At 64.4% G+C, this 16,354-nt stretch carries 15 protein-coding genes; 9 read left to right on the top strand and 6 right to left on the bottom strand.

Annotation, left to right across the window (positions count from 1 at the left end; translation table 11 throughout):
* Nucleotides 1-26: 26 nt before the first annotated feature.
* The gene (gene nuoF, locus OKA04_RS00375) at nucleotides 27-1,433 is read left to right on the top strand and encodes an NADH-quinone oxidoreductase subunit NuoF (RefSeq protein WP_264499126.1); all 1,407 of its coding nucleotides are present in this window, start codon (nucleotides 27-29) and stop codon (nucleotides 1,431-1,433) included.
* A gap of 167 nt (nucleotides 1,434-1,600) precedes the next feature.
* Complete coding sequence (locus OKA04_RS00370; RefSeq protein WP_264499125.1) at nucleotides 1,601-2,686, top strand: DUF418 domain-containing protein; 1,086 nt, start codon at nucleotides 1,601-1,603, stop codon at nucleotides 2,684-2,686.
* On the opposite strand, the gene OKA04_RS00365 is transcribed toward OKA04_RS00370, so the two are convergent.
* From OKA04_RS00365 to OKA04_RS00345, 5 genes are all read right to left on the bottom strand, one after another.
* Nucleotides 2,610-3,482 (bottom strand): sterol desaturase family protein, encoded by an 873-nt coding sequence (locus OKA04_RS00365; protein ID WP_264499124.1) that lies wholly within the window; start codon nucleotides 3,480-3,482, stop codon nucleotides 2,610-2,612. The genes OKA04_RS00370 and OKA04_RS00365 overlap by 77 nt on opposite strands.
* Complete coding sequence (locus OKA04_RS00360; RefSeq protein WP_264499123.1) at nucleotides 3,479-3,874, bottom strand: hypothetical protein; 396 nt, start codon at nucleotides 3,872-3,874, stop codon at nucleotides 3,479-3,481. The genes OKA04_RS00365 and OKA04_RS00360 overlap by 4 nt, the downstream gene beginning before the upstream one ends.
* 383 nt (nucleotides 3,875-4,257) lie before the next feature.
* Nucleotides 4,258-4,716 (bottom strand): SsrA-binding protein SmpB, encoded by a 459-nt coding sequence (smpB, locus tag OKA04_RS00355; protein ID WP_264499122.1) that lies wholly within the window; start codon nucleotides 4,714-4,716, stop codon nucleotides 4,258-4,260.
* Nucleotides 4,717-4,760: 44 nt separating this feature from the next.
* Nucleotides 4,761-4,970: a DNA-directed RNA polymerase subunit omega gene (locus tag OKA04_RS00350; protein WP_264499121.1), complete on the bottom strand. Its 210-nt coding sequence runs from the start codon at nucleotides 4,968-4,970 to the stop codon at nucleotides 4,761-4,763.
* 170 nt (nucleotides 4,971-5,140) lie between these two features.
* A complete protein-coding gene (locus tag OKA04_RS00345) occupies nucleotides 5,141-5,539 on the bottom strand; it encodes a DUF3147 family protein (protein WP_264499120.1) in 399 nt (132 codons plus the stop codon).
* A gap of 153 nt (nucleotides 5,540-5,692) precedes the next feature.
* On the opposite strand from OKA04_RS00345, the gene OKA04_RS00340 reads away from it, so the two are divergent.
* From OKA04_RS00340 to OKA04_RS00315, 6 genes are all read left to right on the top strand, one after another.
* Nucleotides 5,693-7,084: an alkaline phosphatase gene (locus OKA04_RS00340; RefSeq protein ID WP_264499119.1), complete on the top strand. Its 1,392-nt coding sequence runs from the start codon at nucleotides 5,693-5,695 to the stop codon at nucleotides 7,082-7,084.
* Between the two features lie 56 nt (nucleotides 7,085-7,140).
* Entirely contained in the window at nucleotides 7,141-7,953 is an 813-nt protein-coding gene (locus OKA04_RS00335; protein WP_264499118.1) for a hypothetical protein, read from the top strand.
* A gap of 100 nt (nucleotides 7,954-8,053) precedes the next feature.
* Nucleotides 8,054-8,713, top strand: coding sequence for a paraquat-inducible protein A (locus OKA04_RS00330; RefSeq protein WP_264499117.1), 660 nt, complete (start codon nucleotides 8,054-8,056; stop codon nucleotides 8,711-8,713).
* Complete coding sequence (locus OKA04_RS00325; RefSeq protein ID WP_264499116.1) at nucleotides 8,713-9,339, top strand: paraquat-inducible protein A; 627 nt, start codon at nucleotides 8,713-8,715, stop codon at nucleotides 9,337-9,339. The genes OKA04_RS00330 and OKA04_RS00325 overlap by 1 nt, the downstream gene beginning before the upstream one ends.
* Nucleotides 9,336-10,985, top strand: coding sequence for a PqiB family protein (locus tag OKA04_RS00320; RefSeq protein ID WP_264499115.1), 1,650 nt, complete (start codon nucleotides 9,336-9,338; stop codon nucleotides 10,983-10,985). The genes OKA04_RS00325 and OKA04_RS00320 overlap by 4 nt, the downstream gene beginning before the upstream one ends.
* Before the next feature lie 37 nt (nucleotides 10,986-11,022).
* On the top strand, nucleotides 11,023-11,589 hold the full coding sequence (locus OKA04_RS00315) for a PqiC family protein (RefSeq protein ID WP_264499114.1): 567 nt from the start codon (nucleotides 11,023-11,025) through the stop codon (nucleotides 11,587-11,589).
* 795 nt (nucleotides 11,590-12,384) lie between these two features.
* Here OKA04_RS00315 and OKA04_RS00310 read toward each other — a convergent pair.
* Nucleotides 12,385-12,999 (bottom strand): hypothetical protein, encoded by a 615-nt coding sequence (locus tag OKA04_RS00310; protein WP_264499113.1) that lies wholly within the window; start codon nucleotides 12,997-12,999, stop codon nucleotides 12,385-12,387.
* 92 nt (nucleotides 13,000-13,091) lie between these two features.
* On the opposite strand from OKA04_RS00310, the gene OKA04_RS00305 reads away from it, so the two are divergent.
* Nucleotides 13,092-16,352, top strand: coding sequence for a DUF1553 domain-containing protein (locus tag OKA04_RS00305; protein WP_264499112.1), 3,261 nt, complete (start codon nucleotides 13,092-13,094; stop codon nucleotides 16,350-16,352).
* The last annotated feature ends 2 nt before the right edge of the window (nucleotides 16,353-16,354 follow it).

Raw genomic sequence — 16,354 nt, 5'->3', positions numbered from 1 at the left:
CTTTCCCTGATCACTCGGCACTTCCCATGATCACCTACAAAGCCGGCAAGCAGCCCGACTCCCGCGAATACCGACTCATCTTCAAGAACGTCGATCGCGAGGGCTGGGACCCGTCCATCGACTGCTACCTGCGCGATGGCGGCTACGAGGAACTGAAGAAGGCGATGGGCATGGAGCCCAAGGCGATCACCGAGGAGGTGAAGAAGTCCGGCCTGCGCGGTCGTGGCGGTGCAGGCTTCCCCACCGGCCTGAAGTGGACCTTCATCCCGCCGAACAACACGAAGCCGGTCTATCTGATCTGCAATGCAGACGAGTCCGAGCCCGGCACCTTCAAGGACCGCTACATCCTGCACCAGGACCCGCACCAGCTCATCGAGGGCATGGTGATCTCCTGCTTCGCCGTCGGCGCGAAGGTTGCCTACATCTACATCCGCGAGGAATTCCCCGGCGCTGCGATCATCCTAGAGAATGCCATCGCCGAGGCCCGTGCGAAGAACTTCGTCGGCAAGAACGTCCTCGGCTCCGGCTTTGACGTGGAAATCTACGTTCACCGCGGTGCCGCCGCCTACATCTGCGGCGAGGAGACCGGCCTGATCGAGTCGCTTGAGGGCAAGCGCGCTTACCCGCGCATCAAGCCGCCCTACTTCCCCGCAGCGCTGGGCCTCTACATGTGCCCGACCATCGTGAACAACGTGGAGTCGCTGTGCCACGTGAAGCACATCGTCCGCATGGGCGGCGACGAATACGCGAAGCTCGGAGTGAAGAACAACACCGGCACCCGTATCCTCTGCGTTTCCGGCGACGTGAAGAAGCCGGGCTACTTCGAAGTCGAAGTCGGCAAGGTGACCATGCGCGAACTGCTCTACGACATGTGTGGCGGGCCGAAAGACGGCTGCGAATTTAAAGCCGTCATCCCCGGAGGTTCTTCCTCCAAGATTCTCCGCTGCGAGGAAGAATTCACCCTCAAGGGCAAGGGCCCCGAAGGTTCCGACCTGAAGCTTTCTTTCTGGGACATCCCGATGGACTTCGACTCCCTCGCCGCCTGCGGCACCATGGCCGGCTCCGGCGGGGTCATCGTCCTCGACAACACCCGGAAGATCTCGTGGGTGCTCAACAATATCAACACCTTCTACGCCCACGAATCCTGCGGCCAGTGCACGCCGTGCCGCGAGGGCTCCATGTGGATGAAGAAGATCTCCGACCGCATTGTCGCCGGCGAAGCCTCGCCAAAGGACGTCGCGACGCTGGAGAGCGTGGCCTACCAGATCGACGGCCGCACCATCTGCGCCTTCGGTGAAGCCTCGTCCTGGCCGGTGGAAGCGATCATCGCGAAATTCCGCGACGAACTCATCGCCGACACCAAGCCGGAGAACGACGCAGTCCCGCAGAACGCGGAGGCCGAAGCCCAGCGGCGCTACCTGCAGCACGCGTGACAGAACCATCGGAGGCTGCGGCCCGGGTGGAAACCTCTCCCATCCCTCCCCCGGGCTTCCCGCTTTCAAGTGACGAAGCTTCCTTCCGACCGGTCGGGACGGAGGACAGGATTGTCCTGTTAGATGCACTCCGCGGTTTCGCGCTCTTTGGCGTGCTGCTTGCAAACATGTCGGGATTCAAGTTCCCGCTCGTCTCCTTTCTCTATCCTTCCGAGGACTTCCATCATCCGGGGCCTTGGAATGAAGTCGCGGAAACCGTGCTTCTTTGGCTCGTCTCCGGGAAGTTCATGAGCATCTTCGCCTTCCTCTTCGGCGTCGGTCTCGCGCTTCAGGAGAAACGGGCTGCGTCACGAGGACTCGCCTTCGGCCCGTTCATTCGCTGGCGGATGGTCCTGCTCCTCGCTGCCGGGGTGATCCACGGGATCCTGCTGTGGCCCGGTGACATACTCGCGGTCTACGGGATCTTCGGATTGCTCTCCCCCATCCTGCTCGGATGGAGAGCCCGCACGCTTGCGGGCGTCGTCCTTGCGATCGCCCTGATCTCCATTGCCGCCCACGTCATCCTGACGTTGGCCTTCCACGAGAGCGGTGCCGTTTACGCGGACCGGGAGTCCATCGAGCTTTGGATTGAGGGATATCGGCAAGCCTCACTGCCCGGCGTCATTCAGCTCCGCATCCAGGAGTGGAAAATGGTCTGGGTGACGGCTTACCTGAGCGACTTCTCCTATGCGTTCCTCTTCTTTGTCACGGGATTGGCGACCGGTAAATCAGGCCGCTTTCTGGATTGGCTGAGCCCTGGCTTCAAGGTGGGCCGAGGCTTCGTCATCGCCTTTCTTGTCGCGCTGGTCATCACCATCATCGCCTTGATCATCTTCCGAGGCCCGGAACCGATCAGCCGGGACGCCTCGATCTTCGCCTATCTCGCCATCCTCGTGGGGAACTGGATGCTTGCCTGGGGATACATGGCGGGCTTCGCACGACTGCACACCCGCATTGCGGCCTCGGATCTTATGAAGAGCCTGCGCTGTGTCGGCAGGATGTCGCTGACGAACTACCTGCTCCAGTCGATCATCGCGAATGCGGTCTTCATGCCCTTCGGACTCGGCCTCTATGGCCAAGCCTCTTTCTGTGAAGGCCTTGCACTGTCGGCGATCATCTTCGCCTTCCAGATGATCTTCAGCCGCTGGTGGCTTTCACGCCACAACTCGGGTCCGGCGGAGTATCTGTGGCGGGCGCTGTCCTATCCGCGATGATTTCCTCCGCCGCTCGGGAAGCCTTGCGTTTCTTCCGTCTGAAGGGATGAAGCATCTGCCCGAAGTAGCTGCGCGGCATTTCCTCGTTCACGCCGAAGGATTCCGGCTCGTGATCGGGACAACGGTATGTCCCGAAGGCTAGGTCCATCAGCGGCGAGATGTTCGCGTAGTTCCCGGCGTCACGCACACGGTCGTGGTGCCAGTGATGAAGCTCCGGCGCACCGACGAACCAGCGCAACGGACCGATGGGCAGCCGCACATTCGAGTGAATGTAGATCGCCCAGATGCCACGGAAGGCGATGAGGCCCGCCAGCGTCTCCAGCGGAAAACCCAGCAGGAAGACGGGCAGATTGATGAGCCCCATCGTATAGACGGTATCGAGCGGATGCTCCCGGTGTGCCGCCAGCCAATCCAGGTGCTCGGCGCTGTGATGCACCGAGTGGAAGCGCCACAGGAATGGCACCCGATGCTGGAGGCGGTGCCCCCAATAGACGAAGAAGTCGCTGAGCAAGATCACCTCCACCGCCTGCAGCCACCATGGCTGACCTGCGACCGCCGCACGAAACGCAGCCGGCACCACGCCATCGATCCAGTCGCCGAAGCGGCTCAGCACCCACAGCACGATCCCGCTCCACAGGAGATACTGCCCGAGGAAGAAGCAAAGATCCAGCCACCACGCCGGGCGGAAGAAACGCTGCCCGTGCTTCGCGGGAAACGCCCGCTCCAAGGGATAGAAGACCAACGCAAGGAACAGGAAGCTTCCCGCCGTGGCCAACAGCATCGAGGGGACGTTCATGGCTCGTCTTTCTTTTCCTGCTCCTGCCTCTGATCAAGTATCTGATCAACGCTCTTCCGATCCAACAAGCTGTCGATGCTCTTCGATCCGGGCAGGAGTCGACGCTTTTCAGACTCATCGTCCTCTTCCTGAGGCGGAGGCAGGATGCCGATCTTCGAGCTCGGCAACATCGCCCGATCACTCTTCCGCCCGGCAGGTGGGGAGATGAAATCCGCATTGGTGCGGGAGTCTTCGCTTTCCTTGGGAACTCCCGGAATCGTCACCCCCTCAATGTCGGACACAAAGCTACTCTTCGACCCCGGCAAAGTGGCCCGTTCTCTGACCTCATCCTTCGCCCGCCTCTCCTCGGACTTCGTCTGACTCCACCAGACGTAGCAACTGGCGAGCAGCACGGTGCTGCACAGCGCGAGGACCTTTGGCCAGTAACGCACGATTCTCATTTCGCACGCATATATCGATGTCCAGGGGAAGATCAAGAATCCCCCTCTCCTTGACGCCGAGTTTACACGAATGCCGCCCCGTGACTTGGATCTGGAGTCCGAAGCGCGCCTCGTCGCTTATCCTGATGCGGACCTTCCTGCACCTTGGGCGTATTCAAGGCTTCAGTGACCGCGGCGACTCCGAACTTGAGCTCTGCGATCACCGCCGGGCTGACGCTGCGCGGGCTCCCCTCTTCCGGCTCGGTTTTTCACGCGCGAAAGGTGCGTTGGGGCTCTGCTGGCAACCAATGGCACTCACGAGAACCAACAAGTCACAAAATCTCCAGGAGATCGTATCACTGGCGGTTGAATCGCGCGACCTCGCGTTGAGCCTCGCGGAGTTCAACCTTTGCCTTCAGGTCGTGGCGCTGGTCGGAGTGGGTCTTGCCCTTGCCGACGCCGATCTCGACCTTCACCTTGCCGTTCTTCCAATACATCTTCAGGCACGGAAGCGAGGCCCCCTTGATGGAGGTGGCCTGGTCGAGCTTCAGGATCTCGCGCTTGTGGACGAGCAGCCGCCGCGGACGGCGTGCCTCATGCTGGAACCACGTGGACGCGGTCTCCCATGGCTGGATGTCGCAGCCGTAGAGAAAGAGCTGACCCTTGTCCACGCGGGCAAAGGCGTCGGAGATATTGACCTTCCCGGCACGGATGGATTTCACCTCCGTGCCCTTCAGCTCGACGCCCGCCTCGTAGGTGTCCGAGATATTGAAATCCCGGCGCGCCTTGCGATTGCTGGATATTTCCGCACTCACGATGTTTCACGCCACCTCAAAGGCGTGGATAGGCAAGGTGTCGCTCAGGACTCGGCTTGCACCGGGTCGGCGAGCTTGATCTTGCCCTCGATGATTTCGGTCAGCGCGATGTCAGCCGCGCCCATGCTCGGGCGAGTCGGGATCAACGGCGAGCGGCCGCTGTTCAACTGGCGGACACGCTTCGAGACCATGTTGATAAGGACCAGCGGATCGCTGACAATCTCGGATGCCTTCTCGACAAGATCGCTTTTCATGGGTGTTCCTGGAAACCGGGAATGAGGCTTAGGCTGCTCGAAGGGGACGATATTCTCTTGAGACATGCCGGGCCGTGAATTCCTCACCGGCCCTATGCGGCCGGAAGGCGGGAGAGACCAAATCGGCCCGACAATGGCAAGGGCAAAATCGGTATCCCACGAAAATCACATCAGTTCGGGCCCATCAGATCCAGCCCGAACCGGCGCAGGATGACCACCGTCAGCCAGAAGAATCCAACCGTGAGCAGGCAATTCACGCCGAGCGCCGCCCAGAAGTTCCAGCCCTTCCGGAGCATCCACGGCAGGATGAGGAACATCGGCAGCGTCGGCAGCACGAACCAGAAGGTGCTCTCGGCGTGCTTCGCGATTCCTTCGCTCTCCTGCTTCTCCGCCTGCATCCAGACCATCGCCACCAGCGAGGTGAGCGGGAGCGCGATGAGCAGCGCTGAAAGCTTTTCATTGAAGAGTTGGATCTTCGTCACCAGCAGGATGACTGCGGCGGTGATGAAGAGCTTCACGGCGTCCTTTGGCCCGAAGCTGAGAACCTTGTCCCAAGGGATCTTGTCCATGACGCCACTCTCGCGATCGCGCTCCGGGCATCAAGCTCGGGATGCACGCCCGCTCGGGGAAACTCGCTCGGGGGCGATTCCGTCACTACAAACCGGGTTGCCTTCGCGATGGAAATCAGCGCCTACGAAGCGTATCAATCCGCCTGTCAACCCATGAAAGCCTCTTCATCCCGCCGCGATTTCCTCAAGGCCGCCTCGATCGGATCCGCACTCTTCGGCACCGGCTCCGCCTCCCTGCTAGCCCAGGAAACCCGGAAATCCACGGAAAACCGCGGGATGCCGAAGAAGATCATCTTCATGGTGAGCGACGGCATGAATCACGGCGCGCTCTCGCTGGCGCAGCACAGCCGCTCGGTTTTCGAGGGCAAGGTGACGAACTGGGTGAAGATGTACCGCGAGATGCCCGTGGTGCGCTCGCTGGTGGAGACCTTCTCCGCGAATAGCGTGGTGACCGACTCCGCCGCTGCCGCCAGTGCGTGGGGTGGCGGCCACCGCGTGAACAACGGCTCCATCAACGTGGACGCCGCTACCGGCAATGACATCGAGACGCTCCACTCCCTGCTGAAGAAGAAGGAGATCCCGCTCGGTCTGGTCTCGACCGCCACCATCACCCACGCGACTCCCGCGGGCTTCGCGGCGAACGTGAACAGCCGCGGCGACGAATCCCAGATCGCTATCCAGTACCAGCAGCGCGGCGTGGACGTGCTCCTCGGCGGCGGCCAGAAGTTCTTCCCGGATGACCTGGTGAAGAAGTTCTCCGACAGCGGCTACGACATCCTCAAGAGCCGCAAGGACCTGGTGGCCGCCCAGCCGGATGCGAAGAAGCCGGTGCTCGGCCTCTTTTCCTCGGGCCACGTGCCACTCGCCATCGACCGTGAGGCAAAGGCCGACCTGCAAGAGACCCTGCCGACGCTGGCCGAGATGTCGGAGCTGGCCGTGAAGCGCCTCGACGCGATGGCGCGCGACCAGTGGTTCCTCATGATCGAAGGCGCGCGCATTGACCACTGTGGCCACGCCTCTGACGCAGCGGGCAGCATCCGCGAGCAGCTCGCCTTTGACGACGCGATCGGCGCGATGCTCGCCTACGCCACCACGCACCAGGACGTGCTGCTCATCATCACCACGGACCACGGCTGCGGCGGCATCCAGCTCAATGGCGTGAATGCCGACCCGAACCAGGGCATGGCCCCGGGGATCTACAACGGCACCACCGCTGCCTTCGAAAAGATCCGCAAGTTCACCCGCTCCTTCGAGTGGATGGGGAACTCCGCCTCCGGCCTCAGCGGCCCGAAGCTGGGCGAATACATCCACGGCCGCACCGGCATCGAGCTGGACAAGGAGGAGCTGAAGCAGGCGCAGGGCCTGAAGAGCGACCGCCTCGCCGCCCTCTTCGCCCGGCGCCACGGCATCTCGTGGACCAGCGCGAATCACACCGGGGATCTGGTGGAATTCTGCGCCTACGGTCCGGGCAGCCATCTTTTCCCCGGCTTCCTGCGGAATGACGAGGTGCGTCCGCGCCTGCTATCCGCGCTCGGGGTGGCCTGATCCACGCCCAGCATACTCTGCTTGCGGGAGGCGGAAAACCTGCGGAAATAGCATGCGTGCAACCTTTCCGCCTCATCCTCCCGCTCGTGCTCGCTGTCGCTGCCTGCGGGCCGGTCTCCCTGCCCGGCACCGCGACTGCCGCGCCCGCCGTGGCAGCCACGAACCTGACCGCCGCCCAGAAGGCCGCGATCGGCCGAAAAATCTGGCAAAACGAGTGCGGCGGCACCGTCGCCGGGCTCACCACGTGGAATGCGGGCGAGGAATTCCCGTCGCTCGGCATCGGCCACTTCATTTGGTATCCTGCGGGCTTCAACGGCCGCTTTGAGGAAAGCTGGCCGCAGTTCGTGGCCTTCGCCCGCCAGCAGGGTGCCACCCCGCCGGCCGTGGCCTTGCAGCGCCACTCGCCGTGGAAGACGAAGGCGGAATTCCGCGGCCCGCAGCTCGACCAGCTCCGCCAGTGGCTGGCGAACAACGTGCCCGTCCAGACCGACTTCATCATCGCCCGCTCCCGAGGCGCGCTGCCGAAGATCCTGGCCGCCGCACCCGCCAGCGACCGCGCGCGCCTGCAGGCGAACTACAACAAGGTGGCCAGCACCGCGAACGGCACCTACGCGCTGATCGACTACGTGAACTTCAAGGGCGACGGCACCCAGCCGAGCGAACGCTACAATGACAAGGGCTGGGGGCTCCTCCAGGTGCTCGGCAGCATGAAAGACGTGCCCGCGGGCCAGCCTGCCGCCGCCGAATTCTCCGCCAGCGCGAAGCGCATGCTGAGCCGCCGCATCGACAATGCCCCGCCCGCCCGCGGTGAAGGCCGGTGGAAAGAGGGCTGGCTGAATCGCTGTAGCACCTACGCGCGCCCGCTCTGAGGCCGCGCACCGCCCCACATCCACGCGCACCCACTCCAGCCGAAGGCGGCAGCACCGGACGGACGTCCCGGTGCCGCCCGGCCTGCCCGTCCCGCCTCCCATGAAACGCCACCTGCCCGGACTCTCCTGGCCCCGTATCGAAGACGGGCCCATCCGCGTGGCGTGCCATTTCTGCGACGCCCTGCAGGACGCGCCGCGGCTGAAGGAGGGGGATGCCGCCCACTGCTGCCGCTGCGGCGAGGTGCTCTACCAGAATCGCCCGCGCTCGCTGGCCCGCGCCACCGGCTTCTCCTCCGCCGCGCTCATCTTCATGGCGCTCGTCCACCTCTTCCCCAGCATCACGGTGAATGCGGGGAGCGTGCGGCGCGAGCTGACCATCCTGGAGGCCGCGCAGGCCATGTGGCGGGACGGGAATCCGGCCATCGCCGCCGCCACCGTCTTCTTCACCATGGTCGCGCCGCTCGTGCTGGTGGGCGGCCTGCTCTACGTCACCGCGCCGCTGCGCTTTGGCATCGCCTTCCCGGGGGCGAAGGTCGTCACCCGCTGGTACCAGCTTTCCGAGCCTTGGAGCATGCTGGAGGTCTTCCTCTTCGGCATCCTCGTCGCCCTGCTGAAGCTCGGCGCCGTGGGAGACATCCATCTCGGCGTCGGCCTCTGGGCCATGGCCGGGCTCGTCATCTGCACCACCTCCGCCATCGCGGGCATCGACCGGCTGGAGCTGTGGGACCGGCTGGAAATCGCATTCAAAAGGACGAACTGATGGAGATCCGCAGCGCTGCCGAACAAGGCCTCGCCTCCTGCCACCTGTGCGGGAAGGTGAGCCCCGTCGATCTCGGCGAGTGCCCGCGCTGCGGCTGCAAGCTCCACCTGCGCAAGCCCCACAGCCTGGAGCGCACGTGGAGCTTCCTCATCGCCGCCATCGCCTTCTACTTCCCGGCGAACCTGATGCCCATCATGTCTGTCGGCGGCCTCGGCGGCACCTCGCACGACACCATCATGTCCGGCGTGCTGAATTTCTGGAAGAAGGGCGACCTCCTCGTGGCCATCATCATCTTCGCCGCCAGCATCCTCATCCCCATCCTGAAGATGCTCGCGCTGGTCTGGCTCTGCCTCGCCGCCTCGGGGAAGACCCGCACCTCGCCGAAGAATCTCGCCCGCCTCTACCACGTGACCGAGCTCGTCGGACGCTGGTCGATGGTGGATGTTTTCGTAGTCGCCATCCTTGTCTCCCTCGTCCAGGTCGGCGCGCTTTCGAGCGTATTGCCCGGCCCGGCCATCGTTTCCTTTGCAGCCGTCGTGGTTCTGACCATGTTCGCTGCCATGAGCTTTGATCCGCGCCTGCTGTGGGACCAGCATGCGGATCGCGATCTACCCGATACCCCATGAGTGAAGAGACGCAGGAACCCCGCGCCACCATCCGCCACCGCCGCCGCTGGAGCAGCGTGTGGCTGGTGCCCCTGCTCGCGCTCATCGTGGCAGGCGGCCTCGTCTGGAAGCACTATGCCGGACGCGGGCCCATCGCCTACGTCCGCTTCGAGACAGCGGAGAGCGTGAAGGCCGGCGTGACCGAGGTCCGCTGCCTCTCCGTCCGCGTGGGCGTGGTGGAGAGAGTGGACCTCGCGGATGACGTGCGCTCCGTGGTCGCGGAGATCCGCATGGACCCGGATGCCGAGCACCTGCTGCGCGAGGGCAGCCGCTTCTGGGTGGTGAAGCCGCGCGTCTCCGGGGCCTCTATCTCCGGCCTCAGCACCATCGTGGAGGGCGCCTACATCGAGCTGGAGCCCGGCGAGACCACCCTGCCCGTCCATCACTTCGACGGCCTGGAGGAGCCACCCGTGACCCCGTCCAGCGTGCCCGGCCTGCGGCTCACGCTCGTGGCGGAGGACGCCGGCTCGCTCGCTTCCGGCTCGCCGATCTACTACCGCGGATTCGAGGTCGGCCGAGTGGAGCGCCGCCGGCTCGACATCGAGAACCGCCGCATCCGCTTCGACATCTTCATCAAGGAGGAATACTCCTCGCTCGTCCGCCAGGGGACGTGCTTCTGGAATACCAGCGGCATCGACGTGGTGGCCGGAGCGGATGGCTTCAAGATCAGCACTCCCTCGTTCCAAGCCATGCTCTCCGGCGGTGCCGTCTTCGCCGTGCCAAAGGGCGGCGTGGCAGGCGAGCCCGCGCAAGACGGTGCCGTCTTCCAGCTCTACCCGGACGAGGATGCCGCGCGGAAATCCATCTTCACCCCGGACCACCGCATCCTCCTCTACTTCGACCAGTCCGTGCGCGGCCTCTCCCCCGGTGCCCCGGTGGAATTCCGCGGCATCCCGCTCGGCCGCGTGGTCGAGATCAGCTTCCGCCATTCTCCGCCCGGCGACTCCCGCGTGCCGGTGGTCATCGAGATCGACTCCCTGACCCTCGGCAAGGCGGTCGAGGACATCCAGGACTCCACCGCCGTACTCGCCGAGTGCGTGCGCCGCGGCCTGCGGGCAAAGCTCAGCACCGGCTCCCTGCTCACCGGCGCGCTCTTCGTCGATCTCGACTTCGTCCCCGGTGCCGCACCCGCCCAACTTGCCAAGGTAGGCGAGTATGACGTCATCCCCACCGAGTCCTCCGGCCTCGCGCAGCTCCAGGACAAGCTGAACTCCATTCTCACGAAGATCGAGGCGCTGCCGCTGGACGATACTCTTGAGAAATTCGGCACCGCTGCCGACGAGATTTCCATCACCGTGAAGGACCTTCGCGGCACCCTGTCCGAGGCCGAGGGCGCGCTCGCCGAGGCGAAGAAGCTCCTCGCCCGCGACGAGACGCAAAACCTGACCGCCGAGCTGGAAGCCACCCTGAAGCAGGTCCGCACCAGCGTGGACAGCCTCGGCCCGCAAGGCGCCATGCAGGGCGACCTCGCTCGCACGCTCGACGAGCTTCGCGCGGCGCTGCGCTCGTTCAAGGTCCTCTCCGACTCCATCGAGGAGAAGCCGAATTCCCTGCTCTTCGGCCGCGAAGGCTCCGGCGATCCTAAGCCCCGCGCCAAGCAGCGGTGATCCACTCATCGCCCCGTTCCCACCTTTCCGCCCTGCCATGCTCCGCTCCTTCCTGAAACTCGGCGTCCTCGGTCTCCTCGCGGTCCAGCTCCAGTCCTGCGCGCCCGCCAAGTCCTACTACGTCCTCACACCGGAAGGCCCCGCGCCCTCCGGCGGCGGCACCTCCGTGGGCGTCGGCCCGGTCTCGCTCGCCAGCTACCTCGACCGCGCGAACCTCGTCTTCCAGGAAAGCGGGAACCGCATGGCCGTGGCCGAGTCTCACCGCTGGGCGGGTGACTTGGAGGAAAACATCGCCCGCGTCACCGCCACCAATCTAGGCCGCCGCCTCGGCACCGGCAACGTCCGCACCTACCCCTGGGGCAGCGACAGCGAGCTGCGCTACCAGGTGAGCCTCGATATCCGCCAGCTCCACGGCAACGCCGACGGCGACGCCGTGCTGGAAGCCGCCTGGCGCGTCTATTCCCTGCCCGACCGCCGCATGGTCACCTCGAAAAGCTGGTCCGGCACCGAGCCGCTGAAAGCCGACGGCTACGATGAACTCGCCGCCGCCCAGAGCCGCCTCCTCAGCCAGCTCGCCTCGGAGATCGCCGCGACGTTGAGGTGATGGTGCTACAGGGTGACGCTCTGCTTTGATTCACTCTCTAGGTTGGCAGGCCGTCCTGTCACCACAGAGCGTGGCGTGGAACAAGCCCATTGGATCGGCGGAGCCGGGAGCGCTGGCTTCAGCCGGCTTGGATGGAAGGCGAACCCAAGGAAAAAGCCGGCTCCCGCGATGCCGTCCCGCTGGGAGCGCGTGCCACCGGCTCGCTTGGACGTGCGGGCGAAGTGACCTCAAAAGCTGCTGCCACCTGAGCGCATCGTGGTCCGCATCGCTCCGCGTGCGGTGCGCCGGTCCGGGGAAGCTACCTATCAAAGCCCGCTATCACACAGTGCGCCAAGAGCCGGAGATCAAGACCCGCCTGCAGAACTGCTTCGCCGCACGCGGAGCGATGCTGACCACGATGGCACAGGGTCTCCGTCAGCAATGAAGGTGGCTTCGGGTCGGGTCTGATGTCCGGCTCTCCACCTGTGGTGGCTGGCGGGCTGAGTGAGTGATTGGGCGGGCTGGATGGGTTCCTTCGCCTACCTGCCAAGTCGGCTGAAGCCAGCACTCCCGGCTCCGCAGATCCCCGTGCCCTGGGAGCGCGTGCCACTGGCGCGCTTGGCAAGTTGGCGAACTTACGGAAAAAGCCGCCTTCATGAAGATGCACCCGGGAAAGCATGCTCACCCGTACTTCGCCCGCACGTCCAAGCGAGCCGGTGGCACGCACTCCCAGCGGGCTGTGCCCGATGAGGCACGGCTTTCACTCGTGCTTCGCAAACCTCTCAAAGCAGGGCTAAAAACCCGGCTCACTCCAGCTCACTCCAGCCCCCTCATCACGTCTTCTAGCACCTCCACCTCGCCGGTCCATCCGGCCTCGCGAATCCCTGCCACCACGTCCTGCCACTCGGGAAAGACGACGCCTTCCTCCGCGACCTGCTCTGCATCGATCGGAAACTCATCCATCGGCAGCACCTGCCGGGAGAGGTGAAAGCAGGCCCATGCGCGCCAAGAGCGGATCTCCTTCCGCTCGCCGTTCATCCGGGTGGCGAGGTGCTGGAAATGGCGGACCGGATTCCCCAAAAAGCACTCGTCAGGCCGATGGCGGAGGATCCACACGAGCACGGCATACGGAGGCGGATGGACTTGCAGCACCTCCTCATCGCCACGCAGGTCGGCCATGAAGGACTTGTTGAGCTGGAGGACGGCCTGCGCGGGCTTGCCCTCGCGCCAGAGGGACTGAGCATAGGTCAGAGCCGCAAAATAAAAACGCACGCACTTCGCTACGCCGAGTTCCCGGGTGACCGCCGGACCTTGAGGCTGCGTCGCTTCCGGCAGGAGAGGACATGCGTCGTGGCTGAATGTCGCATGTACAGGTGACTTCATGGCGCGGGACTTTTCGGCCATCTTGCCATCGCCGACAAGAGAGGGCACGATGATTGACGTCTTGAAAGGCCCACTCGCGTGCCCACGTTTGACCGGAACCCCTCGGAATTCGCCAGCACGATCACAAAATCCGTTTCAAAATGCGCTTCCACTCCCTGACTTGGACCCTGACGGCGGCTTGCTCGCTGACGATCCTTTCGTGCGACCAACCTGCGACGGGATCGACGGAAAGCGCGACTGAAACGGCGGCGAACCCCGAAACTCCTCCCGCGTCTCCCGAGGTGGAGGCGGTACCGGCCAAGCCAGCATTCAATCTCCCGGAGACCGTATCCTTCAACGAGCACGTCCAGCCCATCCTCTCCGAATACTGCTACCACTGCCACGGCCCGGACTCCGGCACCCGCGAGCCGAAATCCGCGCCCCTGCGGCTGGACATCGAGGCCGAGGCCTTCGCCATCCGCGAGGATGGGAAGCCGGTCATCGTGAAGGGCAAGCCCGGTGAATCCCTCGCGGTGAAGCTGATGCATGATCCCGACCCGAACAAGATCATGCCCCCGCCCGCGTCGCACAAGACGCTGGCACCGGACCAGATCGCGCTGCTGGAAAAGTGGATCGAACAGGGAGCGCCCTACGAGGCGCACTGGTCCTTCATGCCGGTGAAACGCCCGGAGGCACCTGCCGCTGGTAAGGACTGGGCCGCGAACCCCATCGACCACTTCATCGCGGACAAGCTGGCGCAGAACGGTCTTTCTCCGAATCCCGTCGAAGACCCCGCCCGCTTCTACCGTCGCTTGCATCTGGACCTCACCGGCATGACTCCCACGCCGGTGGAAACCGCTGCCTTCACTTGGGAAAAGCTGGATGCCGAGGTGGACCGCCTGCTCGCCACCACCGCCAGCGCCGAGCACTTCGCCCGCCAGTGGCTGGATGCCGCGCGCTATGCGGACACGCACGGCATCCACATCGACAACTACCGCGCTATCTGGCCTTACCGGGATTGGGTCGTACGGGCATTCCAGGCAAACATGCCGTGGGATCAATTCACCACCGAGCAAATGGCGGGCGACCTCCTACCGGACCGCACGCTCGACCAGCAGGTGGCCACCGGTTTCAACCGCTGCCTCGCCACCACCGGCGAGGGTGGCGCGATCGCCGAGGAGTATGAAGCGATCTATGCAAAGGACCGCGCGGAGACGGTCTCCGCCGTGTGGCTGGGCCTCACCACGGGATGCGCGGCTTGCCACGACCACAAGTTCGACCCGATCTCGACGAAGGAATTCTACTCGCTGACGGCCTTCTTCCGGAACACGCCGATGTCGGCGCTGGACGGGAACAATGCCGAGCATCCGCCGAATGTCTTCGTGCCGCTGCAGGAGGACCGCCCGCGATGGACCTCGCTGGCGGGAGAAATATCCGGCACGGAGAACCAGCTCGCGGAGCGGAAGAACTCCGCGCGCAGCAACTTCGAGGCTTGGCTCGCGAATCTCCCCGCCGAGGCCCCTGCCCCGCCCGATCCATCGCTCGCCGTGCACCTCCCGCTGACCGAGGGCGAAGGCCCGCTGCGTGGTAGCGTGGATGGCGGCCCGCGCGAATGGCTCGCGGAGCTGACACGTGTGGATGCCCCTCTTGGGAAAGCCGTGCAGGTCAGCGATGCCCCTGTGGAACTCGGCGATCTCGCCAGCTTCAAGAAGGGCGATCAGGTCAGCTACGGCGGCTTCGTCCGCATCGAAGGCAAGCCGACGGGAGCGATCGTGGCGCGCATGAATCCCGGTGAGACCTTTCGCGGCTGGGACCTGTATCTCCAGGGAGGAACTCCAGCAGCTCATGTGATCGAGACCTGGTCCTCCGCCGCAAGCAAGTTCACCGCCGCGCAACCGCTGAAGCCCGGTACATGGCAGCACGTGATGGTGACCTACGATGGCACGAAGACCGGCGAAGGATCGCTGCTGCTCTACATCGACGGCCAGCCCGCCAAAGGCTTGCTTTCCCCGGCATCCGTGGGCGCGAACATCGAGACCTCCGTCCCGCTCCGGCTCGGCTCGCGCGAAAGCGGCGACTCGCGCCTCAGTGGAGGCAAGGTGGCATTACAGGATTTCCGGTTCTACCGGCGGCTCCTCCCTGCGGATGAGATCACAAAGCTCGCGCACGACAGCATCGTCAGGAGCATCGTCGTGACGCCTGCCGAGCAGCGCCGCAGGGAGCAGGTAGAGACCGCCTATCACTACTACCTTGCGACGGCGGACAGCATCTCGCGCGATCTGGCCGGGAAGCTCGACGCACTGAAATCCGAGCAGGCTACCATCCGCGGACGAGGCTCGGTATCGCTGGTGATGGAAGAAAAGCCGGGCGCGCCCTACGCTCACGTCCTCACTCGAGGCGTCTATTCCGACAAGGCCGAGAAGGTCGAAGCTACTACGCCCGCCGTACTTCCTCCCATGGCTGCGGATTCCCCGAAGAACCGCCTGGGCCTGGCACTCTGGCTGAATGACCCGGCGAATCCCCTGCCCGCCCGCGTGACAATGAACCGCGCGTGGTACTATCTCTTCGGCACGGGCATCGTGGAGACGAATGACGACTTCGGAATCATGGGCGCACGCCCCAGCCATCCGAAGCTGCTCGATTGGCTCGCATCGGAATTCATCGCATCGGGGTGGGACTACCGCCACATGGCAAAGCTGATGGTGACCTCCGCCGCCTATCGCCAGTCCGGCGTGGTCTCGCCGGAGAAGCTGGAAGCGGACCCCGCGAACCGCCTCATCTCCCGTGGCCCGCGCTACCGCATGGACGCGGAGATGCTGCGTGACTCCGCACTCCACGCCTCCGGCCTGCTTTCGTCACGCACGGGCGGCCCGCCGGTGAAGCCCTACCAGCCCGAGGGCATCTGGGAGGCAGTCGCCATGAAGGAATCGAACACTCGCTTCTATAAGCAGGACAGCGGCGAAGCTCTCTATCGCCGCTCCATATACACCTTCTGGAAACGCACCGCTCCGCATGCGGCGATGGAGATCCTGAATGCACCCAGCCGCGAGGTCTTCTGCGTGCGGCGCGATCGCACCAATACCCCGCTGCAAGCCTTCGTCGTGATGAATGACCCGCAATTCGTGGAGGCATCCCGGCGTCTCGCGGAAGGAGCCATGAAGGCATCTCCCGATCCCCAAGCGAGGCTTGACCAAATGAGCACGCGACTGCTTTCCCGCACGCTGGATGCGGAGGAGCGGAAGCTGGTGCTGGAAGTCCACGCTACCGCGCTCGCTGCCTATCAGGCGGATGCCAAACAGGCCGAGGCGATGATCTCGAATGGCGAGACGAAAGCCGACGCTTCCCTCGATGTGCCTGAACTCGCTGCCTGGACGCTCGTCGCCAGCCAGCTCCTCAATCTCGACGAAACGCTGAACAAGTAACC

The sequence above is a fragment of the Luteolibacter flavescens genome (assembly GCF_025950085.1).
Lineage (GTDB): Bacteria > Verrucomicrobiota > Verrucomicrobiia > Verrucomicrobiales > Akkermansiaceae > Haloferula > Haloferula flavescens.
Note: the sequence above shows the minus strand (reverse complement) of the source record. Positions and strands in the feature narration are given on the sequence as shown.

Bases quoted from the DNA above. Each gene is read 5' to 3' on its own strand.
- nuoF (WP_264499126.1), top strand. From the start codon at position 27: ATGATCACCTACAAAGCCGGCAAGCAGCCCGACTCCCGCGAATACCGA.
- OKA04_RS00370 (WP_264499125.1), top strand. From the start codon at position 1,601: ATGTCGGGATTCAAGTTCCCGCTCGTCTCCTTTCTCTATCCTTCCGAG.
- OKA04_RS00365 (WP_264499124.1), bottom strand. From the start codon at position 3,482: ATGAACGTCCCCTCGATGCTGTTGGCCACGGCGGGAAGCTTCCTGTTC.
- OKA04_RS00350 (WP_264499121.1), bottom strand. From the start codon at position 4,970: ATGAAAAGCGATCTTGTCGAGAAGGCATCCGAGATTGTCAGCGATCCG.
- OKA04_RS00345 (WP_264499120.1), bottom strand. From the start codon at position 5,539: ATGGACAAGATCCCTTGGGACAAGGTTCTCAGCTTCGGGCCAAAGGAC.
- OKA04_RS00340 (WP_264499119.1), top strand. From the start codon at position 5,693: ATGAAAGCCTCTTCATCCCGCCGCGATTTCCTCAAGGCCGCCTCGATC.
- OKA04_RS00330 (WP_264499117.1), top strand. From the start codon at position 8,054: ATGAAACGCCACCTGCCCGGACTCTCCTGGCCCCGTATCGAAGACGGG.
- OKA04_RS00325 (WP_264499116.1), top strand. From the start codon at position 8,713: ATGGAGATCCGCAGCGCTGCCGAACAAGGCCTCGCCTCCTGCCACCTG.
- OKA04_RS00320 (WP_264499115.1), top strand. From the start codon at position 9,336: ATGAGTGAAGAGACGCAGGAACCCCGCGCCACCATCCGCCACCGCCGC.
- OKA04_RS00315 (WP_264499114.1), top strand. From the start codon at position 11,023: ATGCTCCGCTCCTTCCTGAAACTCGGCGTCCTCGGTCTCCTCGCGGTC.
- OKA04_RS00305 (WP_264499112.1), top strand. From the start codon at position 13,092: ATGCGCTTCCACTCCCTGACTTGGACCCTGACGGCGGCTTGCTCGCTG.